Source organism: Mammaliicoccus sp. FSL K6-3158, assembly GCF_038005105.1.
Classification (GTDB): Bacteria; Bacillota; Bacilli; order Staphylococcales; family Staphylococcaceae; genus Mammaliicoccus; species Mammaliicoccus sciuri.
On record NZ_JBBOSL010000001.1, the window covers coordinates 2,745,337 to 2,757,895 of the forward strand.

Below are 12,559 nucleotides of genomic sequence, written 5' to 3' on the forward strand. Positions count from 1 at the left end.
TTGTATATATGAAGGGCTAACGATCTTGTTTGCGTTTCTTGGACGTTAAAATTTATAACGATCTTGTTTTTCAGTCTTGATCATTAGAAACACTACATTCTTCTATTAAATAGGTTCTAAATTACTTTCAATTTCTGCTCTTCTTGATTCTAAAAATCCTGGTAAGTCCAGCTGTTGTCCAAGTTGTGACACATCATCATATGGCACACCTGGTCCTTCTGTCGCAAATTCGATTAATATATGTGAATGTCTATAATATAAGCTTTTAAAGAAATCTCTATCTACTATTCCAGAATGTACAACGCCTTTTTCATCTAATAATTCTTTTACTTTATTTAATTCTTCTTCGTCTGCTACGGATAATGCAAGATGGTGAATACTTCCTTTACCAGGCCTTTCTCTTTCACCTTCTACTTCTTTCAATATAATATCGCTATACAATCCTTCAAAATCAATCGTATATAATAACTCACTTTCAGAATCTACTAACTCAAAATGCAAATCATTTTCCAGGAAATTTTTCATTTCTGAAACTTCATCAATTTTAAATTCTACAGGACCCATACCCATAATTTGATGTTCTTCTGGTACATCTGTGTATCTGTTATGACGCCAACTTTGCGGCACTTTACGTTCTCCATTAGGTAATAACACCATTTCCAATCCTTCATGATCTCTAAAATGTAAAGCCGTCATACCGTTATAAATACCAATAGCGTCATGATCAACATCAAGCTTTTCAAAACGATCTTTCCAATAATTTAAGCTTTCTTCACTTGGTACTAACAAGCCAATTCTTGAAATCGAGTTCGTACCTTTATAAGTTTGTCCCATCGGTTTAAGTTCGAAAAATGTTAAAGAAGTACCAGGCGAACCAACCTCATCACCATAGAACAAATGATACATAGAAGGGTCATCTTGATTCACTGTTTTTAAATATAAACGTAGTCCTAATTTTTCCACATAAAAATCTTTATTTAACTTAGCATCTTTCGTAAGCATCGAAATATGGTGGTGCCCTAAAATTTCTATCATAATCGTACCTCCCATTAATTTAACTACATTATACGCGCATCAGTTTCATCATTACAAAAATTATACTCACATGTAAATATATAGACACCAGTCATAGTGACGTCACTATGACTGGTGTCTAGTTATGCATATTTTTTATATAAATAGTCGTATATTTTTTCGAATCCTTCAACCCAATATTCCTCAACTATGTCTTTAATATAGTCTTGGTAAAGATTCATATATTGAGCAACCGCTTCTCTATGCTTTATAGAATTATTACAATCATTTATATGATTTAACTTTGAATAAATATCAGCAGGCAGATGATGAGCAGCTTTTTTACCTAGAACTGCCTTCTCAGGATAATATTTATATAACAATACTTTAATTGCATGATTAAGTGCGTTATCTATCATTTGAGTCGTCCATAAATATTGTCCTCTTCCAACTATATGATCATATTGAAAGATAAACCAACAACTATCTAATGCTGAATCTATAAATACCTCTTCAGTTATACTTAAATCTTTTTTATCATATTCCTTCAATTTATCATTAGGGTCATACATCACTTTTATATCATCTGTTTGAGGATAATCATGTTCATGAACAATATAACAATCTATATGTAACATATCTTCAAATACACCAACGATTTGAGGGCATATAATTTCGACAACTTCTTTAAATAACAGCGATTGATATTGCTCTAGTGCATCTACAATACTGTCATATACTTCTTCAACTTGTACATCACGTTCTAACATGACATAAATATCTAAATCAGAATATGCATCATTCTCCGCTCTAGCAATAGACCCTTTTAAAAATATTGATAAAACTCCATTTACTTTTTTCAAAGCAGGTACAATTTTCTCTAAAGCTATTTCGTATCTCATATTCCCACTCCTTACTTAAAAATTCAGATTATTATAATATATCACAATTACAATTGAATAATATATGCATATTTTTCGAAAAATGTTTTTTTTAGCGTTATGATTATTGTTGTAGGGAGAGATACAATATGACAAGTGAACAGAAAAAGAGATCTATTTCATTATTATTAGCAGGATTCATCATTTTTTCTAGCCTTTATGTTACGCAACCGATATTTAATGGGCTTAGTCAATATTTTAACGTGTCGCTATCTGATATCAGTTTAACTTTATCCGTTTCTACTTTTATGCTTGGTATTGGTTTAATTTTAGTGCCTATGCTCAATAATATTGAGAAGAAACGTATGATGTCTATTTCTGTATTACTTGTAAGTGTATTATCTATCATCAGTGTATTCGTAACGAACTTCCATTTATTTCTCGTCATTCGTGGTCTGATGGGATTAGCTTTAAGTGGTGTGCCTTCTATCGCTATGGCGTATATAGCTGATGAAGTACATAAAGATAGAGTCAGTAAAGTAATGGGTTTATATGTAGCAGGAACGACCTTTGGAGGTATGTCTGGCCGTGTAGTTGTTGGTATTTTAACAGATATCGCGAATTGGCAAGTTGCGATCGCGTCGCTCAGCATTCTTAATTTAATACTCGCAATATTAATGGTTATTTTATTACCAACTTCAACAGTTCAAACACCACAATGGGTATCACCGAAACAACATTTCATTAAATACGGAAAGCTGTTAAAGAACCCAGCCGTTTTAAAAACGATGTCACTAGCATTCTTATTAATGGGTACCTTTGTCACAATATACAGTTATATAACGGTACGTTTCGAACACCCACCATTCTCACTTAGTGAGTCTACAATTGCCTTTATATTTATTTTATATTTAATAGGTACGTATAGCTCCATTAACTTTGGGAAACTCAGTTATAAACTTGGAATAAAAAAAGCATATGCAATCGCCATAACAATTATGATTGTAGGTATTATCCTTACATTCATAACATACTTACCAATTGATATATTAGGACTCGCCGCAATGACATTCGGATTCTTTGGCGCGCATTCCATTCAAAGCAGTTATATCGCCACATTAACCGAATCAAGCAAATCACACGCCTCAACTTTATATTTATTAGGTTATTATGTAGGATCAAGTTTATTAACAATATTAGGCGGTTATGTATTCGTACAATACGCATGGATGGGTATCGGCATCTTAACACTCTTATTAACAGTAATAGCCGCAATAATTAGTAGATCATTATTTAAAAATGTAGCTTAATAAATTGAAAAAACGCTTAGCTCGCAGATGAGCTAAGCGTTTTTCTATTCCAATCCTAATTTCTCTAATCCTAATGATTCTACTGTTAAACCTTCTGTATAGAAATCTCGCTCTAATATTGTTGAAGCGATTACGATTATGGCATCTATGTTTGGTGTTGGTACGCCGATTACTTTTCCTAAGCTTGACCAGAGTACTAAACCATATGCGATATCTTCTGTTAAATATCTATTTTCTACTTCGTTTGGTCCGTTGATTTGTGAAAATACTGGACTTGTATTGAATAATTTATTGAGTGGTTCATCTTCATCATCATTAGATAGATAACCTCGTTCTATACGCGCACCTTTTGCTGTATTAAGTTCGAAACCTAATTTTCTACCTAGTGACAATCTTTCTAATTCAACTGCATGCAATAGCTTCACAGTATGAGGTGTAATACCTTCTTTATATAAGGCAAATTCATCTGCATAGTCTATTCTGCCTACGTTTAATAATGTTGGACCTGGATGCACTTCTGGATTCCCGTTTTCTAAGTTTGTCTTCCAAAGACTTTCTTCTTTGACGATATACGGATATAGTTCTTTAATCGTTCTAAAGCTTTCTGTTAAATAGCTTTTATCATATGTTGAGAAGTGTACTTTCTGAACGTTAAGAGATAAATTCACTTCTGCTTTATCATAATCTACACGTGTCCCGTACGTTAATGTATTCAATTCAGCAAACTTTGGCATTGTTTCAATATGTTTTTTCTCTAACACATTGATAAACCTAATAGATCCCATAGCTGCTGCAATATTGAATAAGATCAGTTGATCATTGTTAATAAGAGGCGCCATCGTTTTCGCATAATGTTCGATGAATGATGAAGGGATAATCATTTGTATCACTTCTGCATCTTTTAATACATACGACATATCATCACTTATGTCAGTAAACTTAACAAATGTCTTTTCACCTTCATTTATAAAATCAAAACCACCTCGTTCAAAAGCTTTATCAAATTTATGAATAGATTGATTACGACAATATAATTTTACTTCATGTCCTTTAGATATCATGTCTAGAGCAGCGGTTACGGCACCATTACCTGAACCTACTATTGCTATTTTCATATTATCCTTCCCTTCAATAAAAATTAGTATATATAAATATATACCCAGGAAATTTTAACATAAAAGAAAAGTGAGTAAGACATTGATTTATGCCTTACTCACTTTTTATAAAAAATCTATGATTGATATTGTTTTGACTTTTCTTCTATTGTTTGTGTAATGACATTAACAATAGTATCAATGTCTTGTTCTTCAATAACGAGTGGTGGTGCTAAACGTATAATATTGCCTTGTGTTTCTTTACATAAGACACCTTGTTCATTAATACTTGATACGATTGATTGTGCTTGCTCATTAAGTTCAATACCGATAAACAACCCACGTCCTCTCACTTCTTTTATAATTGGACTATCTATTTTTTTCAAACCATTTAATAATTTTTCACCAAGTTGTTGCGAACGTTCAGGAAGCGACTCATCTATAAGTACATCCAAAGCTGCAATTGAAACAGCACATGCTAATGGATTTCCGCCAAATGTTGAACCATGTGTACCTGGCGTTAATACTTGCATGACATCATCGTTCGCTACGACCGCAGAAATAGGATAAAGACCGCCACCTAAAGCTTTTCCTAATAAATAAATATCAGGTTCAACGCCTTCCCATTCCATCGCAAACATCTTACCTGTTCTACCTAATCCTACTTGAATTTCATCTGCAATCAACAGAATCTGATGTTGTTCACACAAAGCTTTAACTTCTTTAATGAAATTTTTAGGTGGGATATGAACGCCACCTTCTCCTTGAATAGGTTCTAAGATGATTGCTGTTGTATTTGGCGTGATAAGAGTAGCAATTTCTTCAGCATTGCCAAATTCACTGTATTTAATATTACCTGCTAGTACACCAAAGCCTTCTTTATAACTATCGTTTGATGATAAGGACAGCGAACCAATTGTTCGACCATGAAAATTACCTTCCATCGCAATAATTTCAGCATCAAGTGCATTGATACCCTTGATATCTTGACCCCACTTCGTTGCTACTTTGATGGCAGTCTCTACCGCTTCAGTCCCAGTATTCATAGGTAATACTTTATTTTTATTGGCTAACTTACAAATCTTCTCTTCCCAAGTGCCTAAATTATCACTATACAAAGCTCTAGAAGTCATTGTAATCTTTTGACTTTGATCTAAAAATGCTTGAATAATTTTAGGATGACCATGCCCTTGGTTTAGAACTGAAAATCCAGAAACACAATCAATATATGTATTGCCATCTGAATCTTTAACATGTGCACCTTTGCCTTCAGTCAAAACAATATCTAATGGACTATAATTATTCGGGCTATACTTTTCTGTTAATGCGATAAACTGATTCATTGAGTACCCACCTTTATAATAAATATACTATAATTCGTATTAATATTCATTATCATACATTTGTTTTGTATATAAGTCAAAAGAAAAAAGTGACTGAGACACTACATTATGTCCCAGCCACTTCTATAATTAATATTTATTTTAATAAATGACTAATGGCATCATCTATATATGGATACTCAAATTCAAAATTCTGTTCTTGCAATTTTTTAGGGAATACTTTTTGAACATCTAGAATAACAGTAGACTGCTCTCCTAATAACAAGCGCAATGCAAATTTTGGTACTGGCAATAAATGTGGTCTATGAATCGCTTTCCCAATAGATTCGCCGAGCTCATTTTGTTGAACTGGATGAGGACTACATAAGTTATAAACTCCTTTAAATTGTTCATTTTGAATGAGGGTAGTGATGCCTTTTACTAAATCATCAATATGAATCCAACTCATCCATTGTTTACCTGAACCAAGTGGACCACCAACAAAGAATTGATAAGGTTTAACCATCGTAGGTAGCGCACCACCCTCACTGGATAATATAACACCAAATCGACCTATAACGACTCTCGTTCCTAATTTATCAAATAGCCATGCGGTTTGTTCCCATCTTTCTACGACAGTCGATAGAAAGTCATGTGACAGAAACTGATCATACTCATCGTAAGATACCACTTTAGACGGCGGGTAGTATCCAACTGCACTCGCATTAAATAATACTTTTGGTGCATAATTTTGCTTTTCAAAATAGTCATATAGTCGCTTAGTCGATTCAATACGACTCTTCATAATAGCTTCTTTATGCTCAGGTGTCCAACGATTGTTGAGACTAGCGCCTGCGAGATTAATCACGATATCGATTTGAGGTAAATACGCTTCCCAATCATCTTCAGACCAATTAATGTAATGTACAAATGGTTCCTCTGACGTTCTATCACTTCTTGTTAATATATAAATTTCACTATCTGTATTTAAGTAATGTTCCACTAATGCTGATCCAACTAAACCTGTTCCACCTGTCATTAATATTTTTTCCATTTTATCCCCACTTTAATTTAAGTTGTTGTATAAAATCATCTATAATAGTATATACCCATTTTTATAGATATTAAGGAGGTTAAATATGTTTATTAGACAAGCAACCATTTCAGATTTAAGTAAATTAGTCGAATTACGCAAAGCGCAATTAATTGATGAAGGTTCTAACCCAACACCTAATATAGATGTTGAACTAGAACAATTTTTCACGGACATGTTAACGAACAAATCGCTTTATCAATTATTAGCCATTGTTGATGATAAAATTATCGCAAGTGGTGCGATTATCTATTACCCATTTCCACCATCGTTCACAAACCCATCAGGTGAAAGAGCATACGTTACTAATATTTATACACACCCAGATTTTAGAGGACAAGGCATCGCCCAAAAAATCATTACTGAACTCATTCAAGATGTCGAATCAAGAAATATCAAAAAAATCTTCCTCGCCGCTTCTACTCTAGGTAAACCAGTGTACAAAAAGCTTGGTTTCAAAGAAGTCAACGAATGGATGGAAATTAATTATGATTTATAAACTATTAAATAGTTAACTGATTAACTTCAAACCTATCGTGCTTGCTAGAATAATGCCGATAAATAATATACGTTTAAATTCTTTAGACTCCCCATAGAATATAATACCTAATAACGCACCGCCGACAGCACCGATACCAGTCCATATTGCATAGCTCGTGCTCATAGGTATTGTATTCATTGCGATGGATAAACAAATAAAGCTTAATACAAAGAATAATCCTAGCCCTAATAACGATGGGATATTATTACGTTTTGCATAAATGTTCATAAATAATACGCCTAACATTTCAAATAAACCTGCCAAAATCAATACAATCCATGCCATGTTATGCACCCTCCTCTTCACGTGTTACAAGTTTCAAGCCAATGACACCTATAATTAACGTCACGATTAAAATAACTTTTCCGATAACAACAGGTTCACCAAATAATGCGAAATCCACAATGGTTACACCCGTCGCACCTAACCCAACATATACAGCATACGAAGTACCTACTGGCAGATATTTAGATGCATTAATTAATAAATAGAAACTTACGACAATCGCGATAACTGTCAGAATCCATTCAAATGTATTATTTGCATGTGTTAAGCCGACTACCCAACCAACTTCAAATATTGCGCCAATGATAATTTTTATCCAGTTCATTTACATTTCCTCCTTAAATTAAAAAGCCTGGGAAACTTATTTAATAAGTCTCCCAGGCTTTTATCCCTCCGTGTCACAAGTATCAACTTGCGGCTTTCTCTCGGTCCAGACTAACCACTCGGTTACGGAACCCTAGAAAGCTTTTATTCGATTAGTTCGAATTATAGCAAATGAATATTTATTGGTCAATAAAGTATCATTCGTATCTGAAAATTACAAATCACAACTCAAATCAGATATAATAGAATTAATAGATCATCATTTGAAGTGATTGAGGTGAAAGCATTGAATCAAACAGGATATCGAATTAAACAAAGAAGAGAAGAACTCGGATTTAGCACGTATAAATTAGCTAAACTGATTAACGTCAATCAGTCGACCATTTCTAGATATGAAACTGGTCAAACATCTAAATTAACACCTTCAGTAGTTGAAAAATTATCAATCGCACTATCTACAACACCCGCATATATTATGGGCTGGGTAAACGTACCAGAAGCATACGAAGATGAAGAAGATTCACAAATTATTAATGATGCCATTCAATTATTACGTGGTTTAAGCAAAGAGAAAAAAAGACAAGCATTAGCATATATACAAGAAATATCTCAAAAATCATAACGTTTAAATTAAATAAAACGCTAACGAGTCGACTCGTTAGCGTTTTGTTATTAATCTATTTGAACAGAACCAACATCACTTCTAATTTTGACTAAATTATCTCCTGAACCTACTTTTTTATTCTTTAATTCATTGCGATTAATTTGTGTATTACCTACATCTTGTTCAATATCTAGTAACGTATTTTTCAATTCTTTATTATAAACCAATCTCACAGACCCTGTATCTGTTTCAATGTCTAATGGTGTATCAGCTGGTGCATCATTTAATCTAACTGTTCCTGTATCACTTTGAATTTTTCCATTCTTGAAGTTCGTCTTATTAGTTAAAATCTTACCTGTATCTGAATATGCTTCAAAATTCCCTAAATCCGAACCATCAATGTTTATCATGCCCGTATCTACAACTAAAGATGTGTTATCAGATTTAATATCGTGCATGTTAATTTTACCTGTGTCTGTCTTTATATCCAGTTGTTCAAGATTTTTAGGTACTGTTATTTCGATTTCATTATATTCATTCTTAAAGAAATTAAAATTAATCATCAAATTTTGTTCTTTTAAATTGACGTTTAATGTTTCGTCTTCTACTTTAGAAGTTATATCAAATTCATCTTTATTCCCTACAGATGTCACTTTAAATTGATCGCCTTTTTTGATGGTTACAGCAGCATCACTTGCATTAACATTTATATGTTTAATTTTTTCTTGATAAGTCTTATTTAAGATCGTTTCTCGTTTCGTATTATCTGCTTCTTTTTTCCCGACAGCAAATGTCAGTGTACCAAATACGATAAATATAGCAAGTCCTAGACTAAATAAAATCCATAATAATTTCTTCATGATTTAGCACTTCCTTTCACGATAGAAATATTCCAACGTAAATATTTAACCGTTAATTGATATGACCATTTAGTTAATAAGTAAGTAACCACAAACAGCACGAGCCCTAAACCAAAGCTGGCTAACACAATATATACATCTAATTGGTGAACTGCATCAAAGCCATTATAGACACCCTTTACAATCAACATCGCAGGCGTAACGAGTAGAGATAGAGTTGTCGCCATAAAACTAAATAGCACCGAAATAATAATGACAAAAGGAATTAAAATAACAAAGAAATTCAATAAACCTAGTCCCATTACAGATATAATCGCTTGCCACACGTTACCTACTTTATGATGAGATTCTGCTCTATCTATCGCTAAAGTTGCATTTATTTCCTTGGCAATATCTCTCGGATGACCAAGTTCTTTAGCAATATCCTCTTCTGTTTGCCCGTCTTCAACACCACTTATAAAATGCGTTTCATATTCAGCTAGAATATCTTGCTTATCTTCCTCAGATATATTCTTTAAATACTTACTTAACAAATTTAAGTATTCTTTCTTACTCATTACTTTCACTCTCCTCTAAAAACAAATTCACCGCATCTGTGAAACTTTGCCATTCTTTTAACAACTGCTCTAATCGCTCATTACCTGAATCTGTGATTTTATAATACTTTCTAGCTGGTCCTTCAGTAGATGGCTCATAATATGTTGTTAAATATGCTTCTTTTACGAGACGTCTTAACAAAGGATAAACCGTTCCTTCAGAAATGGTGATTCTAGGTGTGATTTTTTGAATTAATGAATAACCGTATTGATCTTCGCCTTTAATAATAAGCAATACAATAAATTCAAGTGCGCCTTTTTTAAATTGTATGTTCATATTTTTTCCTCCACTTACCCCAGTACTATACAATGTATAATAGCTCTTGATGAAAATATAACACACACTATTATACATTGCAAGGTACTAAATTATACTATGCTATAAATTTTTTATATTTGGCTAAATTATTGGTATATTAAGTACGACAAACAATAAGGGGGATTAGAATGAACGTAAATTACAGAACTGACGAAACGCACGCTCATCAAACGATTGATGTATCCATACATTCACATAAGTCACATGTATTCAAACTTTTAGGAACGACTGAAGGTATTAAACAATGGTTTCCTGAATTATCTTTTGAAGAAGAACGAGCAGGTAGTCAATTAATCTTCGACCTTGGTAATAATGAATATGAATATGCGAAGATTACAGACTATCATCCAAATGATCATATTAGATATGACTGGGACCAAGGTCATGTAGATTTTTCATTAGAAGAAAATGGGGACACTGTAACGTTAACATTTAAAGAATCGTTACCATTCACCTTCGAAACCATTGCGAATGATTTTACAGGCTGGTATTTTCAAATACAAAGTGTAAAAAAATTAGCCGAAACAGGACAACCATTATCGAAAGATGCATTTGATTTTAAGTCAAAGACCGACGAAATAAAACAAGCTTTAAACTTAAATTAGAGTAAAAAAAGCCAAACCACACGATCAGACATGTGATTTGGCCTTATTTTTGATCAGTCTATTAATTTCATGCCATAATAAGCAATTATAAATGCGATAAGTGCGAATATAATTGGCGTTACAATAGCAACGACTCTATCTTTAAATTTATCTTTCTTTGTTCTTTCACGAATTGTTTTTACATCTTTACCATTCATATAGTCCATAATTTGACTATATGCTTTAATATTATGGACTTCTTTAAATTTATCTACTTTATAAGCAAAGTACATACCGATTAACCAAAGAACAAAAGGTACAACCAATCCATACATGCCCATTAACATCATACTCGGTATAAGTAGAATAGCAGCAAGTCCCATAAAGGTCATCATTAACCAAGTCCACTTATCAAATACTTTTCTATCCATTTCTCTTTTCATCATGTTTACATCTCCTTTTACTAAATGATCTAAGGAGACATCAAATATATTACTAAGTAGCAATAAAGATTCAATATCGGGGTAACTCTTACCCCTTTCCCAATTAGAAATAGACTGCCTACTCACAAAGACTTTTTCAGCTAGATCTTCTTGAGATAAGTTATATTCTTTTCTCAAATGAATAATTTGCTTACTTAAATTCATATTGATGTCCTCCTTGTCATCACCTTAATAAAAGATTCAAAAACAGTGTATCAAACATCGTTGTCATTGCATTAAAAATCCTGAAAAAACATTGCCAAAGATATTTTGCATCGTTGATATGAAAGGGTTTATAAAAAGAAGCTTACACTTTAAAAACCGTGTAAGCTTCTTTAATATATTACGTTATCTATTATTCCTTGCGTCTTGAATACCCTCTAATATTCCTGCAAAGAAATCTGATAATGCTAGCAACATTATTACAAAAGCCATAGTAAACAACAATGTCTTAGCATTAACAGGAACTTTCTTCTTATACGTGTATATGCCAACTACTAATGCAACAATTAATGTGACAATAAAGTGCATGTTGACCGCCCCTTTCACATAACAAGAATGTTAATATTTGTAATTATTATAAAATATTGTAACAATTTTGACAATATTCCGCCTCCAAATTGTTATTTTACACTCTGATTGATATAATTTATCTAAAATGAGGTGAACTTCATTGTCTAACTCATCGGTTGGAGAAAGTTTTTCTACAGGACATTTTGATAAATGTAATGCTTATTTAGATCAAGATATCGAATGGCATATTGTTGGCGATACAACATTGAAAGGTTATGAAGAAGTTGCAAATTATTGCACACAAGTCTCACATTATTTTGAAACCGTAACAACACAATTTGAAATTCACGATACGATTAAAAGTGTCCACCAAATTGTCGTTATAGGTACTGGTTATTTTTATAAAGAAGATATCCAAATAAATAAGATAGATGCATGTGACATATACACATTTAGAGAAGATAAAATTATAAAAATACAGTCATATTGTATAGAGAATAAGTAAGTATTATATAGTCTTCGTGCGATACGCCCTAATTTTATACCTTAGCGCACGATGTCTCTCAGTCTTCGTGCGATATACTCTTATTTTATACCTTAGCGCACGATATCTCCCAGTCTTCGTGCGATACGCCCTAATTTTATACCTTAGCGCCCGATATCTCTCAGTCTTCGTGCGTTACTCACTGATTTTGTACCCTTGCGCACGATATCTCTCAGTCTTCGTGCGCTTGGAC

Annotated in this window: 17 protein-coding genes and 1 riboswitch; of the genes, 5 read left to right on the forward strand and 12 right to left on the reverse strand. The window is 32.9% G+C overall.

Annotated elements, in window-relative coordinates:
• Nucleotides 1-105: 105 nt before the first annotated feature.
• On the reverse strand, nucleotides 106-1,035 hold the full coding sequence (locus tag MHH94_RS13895; protein WP_106417476.1) for a VOC family protein: 930 nt from the start codon (nucleotides 1,033-1,035) through the stop codon (nucleotides 106-108).
• 122 nt (nucleotides 1,036-1,157) lie between these two features.
• Nucleotides 1,158-1,916, reverse strand: coding sequence for a nucleotidyltransferase domain-containing protein (locus MHH94_RS13900; protein ID WP_107603258.1), 759 nt, complete (start codon nucleotides 1,914-1,916; stop codon nucleotides 1,158-1,160).
• Nucleotides 1,917-2,044: 128 nt separating this feature from the next.
• Here MHH94_RS13900 and MHH94_RS13905 point away from each other — a divergent pair, with 128 nt between their 5' ends.
• Nucleotides 2,045-3,205, forward strand: a complete 1,161-nt coding sequence (locus MHH94_RS13905) for an MFS transporter (RefSeq protein ID WP_107616733.1) — start codon at nucleotides 2,045-2,047, stop codon at nucleotides 3,203-3,205.
• A 44-nt stretch (nucleotides 3,206-3,249) separates the two neighbouring features.
• On the opposite strand, the gene MHH94_RS13910 is transcribed toward MHH94_RS13905, so the two are convergent.
• From MHH94_RS13910 to MHH94_RS13920, 3 genes are all read right to left on the reverse strand, one after another.
• Nucleotides 3,250-4,320, reverse strand: a complete 1,071-nt coding sequence (locus MHH94_RS13910; RefSeq protein WP_058590770.1) for an NAD/NADP octopine/nopaline dehydrogenase family protein — start codon at nucleotides 4,318-4,320, stop codon at nucleotides 3,250-3,252.
• A gap of 116 nt (nucleotides 4,321-4,436) precedes the next feature.
• On the reverse strand, nucleotides 4,437-5,642 hold the full coding sequence (rocD, locus tag MHH94_RS13915; protein ID WP_107609174.1) for an ornithine--oxo-acid transaminase: 1,206 nt from the start codon (nucleotides 5,640-5,642) through the stop codon (nucleotides 4,437-4,439).
• 136 nt (nucleotides 5,643-5,778) lie between these two features.
• Nucleotides 5,779-6,675 carry a TIGR01777 family oxidoreductase gene (locus MHH94_RS13920; protein ID WP_058590768.1) on the reverse strand — a complete coding sequence of 299 codons (897 nt, stop codon included), beginning with the start codon at nucleotides 6,673-6,675 and terminating at the stop codon, nucleotides 5,779-5,781.
• Nucleotides 6,676-6,760: 85 nt separating this feature from the next.
• Between MHH94_RS13920 and MHH94_RS13925 the strand changes: the two genes are divergently transcribed.
• A complete protein-coding gene (locus MHH94_RS13925; protein ID WP_058590767.1) occupies nucleotides 6,761-7,213 on the forward strand; it encodes a GNAT family N-acetyltransferase in 453 nt (150 codons plus the stop codon).
• A gap of 12 nt (nucleotides 7,214-7,225) precedes the next feature.
• On the opposite strand, the gene MHH94_RS13930 is transcribed toward MHH94_RS13925, so the two are convergent.
• Both MHH94_RS13930 and MHH94_RS13935 read right to left on the reverse strand, forming a co-directional pair.
• Complete coding sequence (locus MHH94_RS13930; RefSeq protein ID WP_037589390.1) at nucleotides 7,226-7,540, reverse strand: DMT family transporter; 315 nt, start codon at nucleotides 7,538-7,540, stop codon at nucleotides 7,226-7,228.
• 1 nt (nucleotide 7,541) lies between these two features.
• Nucleotides 7,542-7,865, reverse strand: coding sequence for a DMT family transporter (locus MHH94_RS13935; protein ID WP_025906137.1), 324 nt, complete (start codon nucleotides 7,863-7,865; stop codon nucleotides 7,542-7,544).
• A gap of 47 nt (nucleotides 7,866-7,912) precedes the next feature.
• Nucleotides 7,913-8,012, reverse strand: a riboswitch (guanidine-I (ykkC/yxkD leader).
• A gap of 138 nt (nucleotides 8,013-8,150) precedes the next feature.
• On the opposite strand from MHH94_RS13935, the gene MHH94_RS13940 reads away from it, so the two are divergent.
• Nucleotides 8,151-8,486: a helix-turn-helix domain-containing protein gene (locus tag MHH94_RS13940; protein WP_048540278.1), complete on the forward strand. Its 336-nt coding sequence runs from the start codon at nucleotides 8,151-8,153 to the stop codon at nucleotides 8,484-8,486.
• Nucleotides 8,487-8,536: 50 nt separating this feature from the next.
• Here MHH94_RS13940 and MHH94_RS13945 read toward each other — a convergent pair whose 3' ends face one another.
• From MHH94_RS13945 to MHH94_RS13955, 3 genes are read right to left on the reverse strand one after another with little or no spacing between them, the layout of a single operon-like run.
• A complete protein-coding gene (locus tag MHH94_RS13945) occupies nucleotides 8,537-9,328 on the reverse strand; it encodes a DUF4097 family beta strand repeat-containing protein (RefSeq protein WP_078354876.1) in 792 nt (263 codons plus the stop codon).
• Nucleotides 9,325-9,885 (reverse strand): DUF1700 domain-containing protein, encoded by a 561-nt coding sequence (locus tag MHH94_RS13950; protein ID WP_048540275.1) that lies wholly within the window; start codon nucleotides 9,883-9,885, stop codon nucleotides 9,325-9,327. Before MHH94_RS13950 ends, MHH94_RS13945 begins: the two co-directional genes overlap by 4 nt.
• Nucleotides 9,878-10,201 (reverse strand): PadR family transcriptional regulator, encoded by a 324-nt coding sequence (locus MHH94_RS13955; protein ID WP_025906145.1) that lies wholly within the window; start codon nucleotides 10,199-10,201, stop codon nucleotides 9,878-9,880. Before MHH94_RS13955 ends, MHH94_RS13950 begins: the two co-directional genes overlap by 8 nt.
• 170 nt (nucleotides 10,202-10,371) lie before the next feature.
• Here MHH94_RS13955 and MHH94_RS13960 point away from each other — a divergent pair, with 170 nt between their 5' ends.
• Entirely contained in the window at nucleotides 10,372-10,848 is a 477-nt protein-coding gene (locus MHH94_RS13960; protein WP_252572237.1) for an SRPBCC domain-containing protein, read from the forward strand.
• Nucleotides 10,849-10,901: 53 nt separating this feature from the next.
• Here MHH94_RS13960 and MHH94_RS13965 read toward each other — a convergent pair whose 3' ends face one another.
• Together MHH94_RS13965 and MHH94_RS13970 are read right to left on the reverse strand one after the other, a co-directional pair.
• Entirely contained in the window at nucleotides 10,902-11,474 is a 573-nt protein-coding gene (locus MHH94_RS13965; RefSeq protein ID WP_048540271.1) for a helix-turn-helix domain-containing protein, read from the reverse strand.
• A gap of 183 nt (nucleotides 11,475-11,657) precedes the next feature.
• Nucleotides 11,658-11,840 carry a hypothetical protein gene (locus tag MHH94_RS13970; RefSeq protein ID WP_058590764.1) on the reverse strand — a complete coding sequence of 61 codons (183 nt, stop codon included), beginning with the start codon at nucleotides 11,838-11,840 and terminating at the stop codon, nucleotides 11,658-11,660.
• A 142-nt stretch (nucleotides 11,841-11,982) separates the two neighbouring features.
• On the opposite strand from MHH94_RS13970, the gene MHH94_RS13975 reads away from it, so the two are divergent.
• Entirely contained in the window at nucleotides 11,983-12,327 is a 345-nt protein-coding gene (locus MHH94_RS13975) for a nuclear transport factor 2 family protein (protein WP_078354874.1), read from the forward strand.
• Nucleotides 12,328-12,559 lie beyond the last annotated feature (232 nt).

Excerpts from the sequence above, each read along its gene's own strand:
- MHH94_RS13905 (WP_107616733.1), top strand. The coding sequence starts at position 2,045 with ATGACAAGTGAACAGAAAAAGAGATCTATTTCATTATTATTAGCAGGA.
- MHH94_RS13950 (WP_048540275.1), bottom strand. The coding sequence starts at position 9,885 with ATGAGTAAGAAAGAATACTTAAATTTGTTAAGTAAGTATTTAAAGAAT.
- MHH94_RS13910 (WP_058590770.1), bottom strand. The coding sequence starts at position 4,320 with ATGAAAATAGCAATAGTAGGTTCAGGTAATGGTGCCGTAACCGCTGCT.
- MHH94_RS13970 (WP_058590764.1), bottom strand. The coding sequence starts at position 11,840 with ATGCACTTTATTGTCACATTAATTGTTGCATTAGTAGTTGGCATATAC.
- MHH94_RS13895 (WP_106417476.1), bottom strand. The coding sequence starts at position 1,035 with ATGATAGAAATTTTAGGGCACCACCATATTTCGATGCTTACGAAAGAT.
- MHH94_RS13965 (WP_048540271.1), bottom strand. The coding sequence starts at position 11,474 with ATGAATTTAAGTAAGCAAATTATTCATTTGAGAAAAGAATATAACTTA.
- MHH94_RS13960 (WP_252572237.1), top strand. The coding sequence starts at position 10,372 with ATGAACGTAAATTACAGAACTGACGAAACGCACGCTCATCAAACGATT.
- MHH94_RS13935 (WP_025906137.1), bottom strand. The coding sequence starts at position 7,865 with ATGAACTGGATAAAAATTATCATTGGCGCAATATTTGAAGTTGGTTGG.
- rocD (WP_107609174.1), bottom strand. The coding sequence starts at position 5,642 with ATGAATCAGTTTATCGCATTAACAGAAAAGTATAGCCCGAATAATTAT.
- MHH94_RS13920 (WP_058590768.1), bottom strand. The coding sequence starts at position 6,675 with ATGGAAAAAATATTAATGACAGGTGGAACAGGTTTAGTTGGATCAGCA.
- MHH94_RS13900 (WP_107603258.1), bottom strand. The coding sequence starts at position 1,916 with ATGAGATACGAAATAGCTTTAGAGAAAATTGTACCTGCTTTGAAAAAA.
- MHH94_RS13955 (WP_025906145.1), bottom strand. The coding sequence starts at position 10,201 with ATGAACATACAATTTAAAAAAGGCGCACTTGAATTTATTGTATTGCTT.
- MHH94_RS13930 (WP_037589390.1), bottom strand. The coding sequence starts at position 7,540 with ATGGCATGGATTGTATTGATTTTGGCAGGTTTATTTGAAATGTTAGGC.
- MHH94_RS13925 (WP_058590767.1), top strand. The coding sequence starts at position 6,761 with ATGTTTATTAGACAAGCAACCATTTCAGATTTAAGTAAATTAGTCGAA.
- MHH94_RS13945 (WP_078354876.1), bottom strand. The coding sequence starts at position 9,328 with ATGAAGAAATTATTATGGATTTTATTTAGTCTAGGACTTGCTATATTT.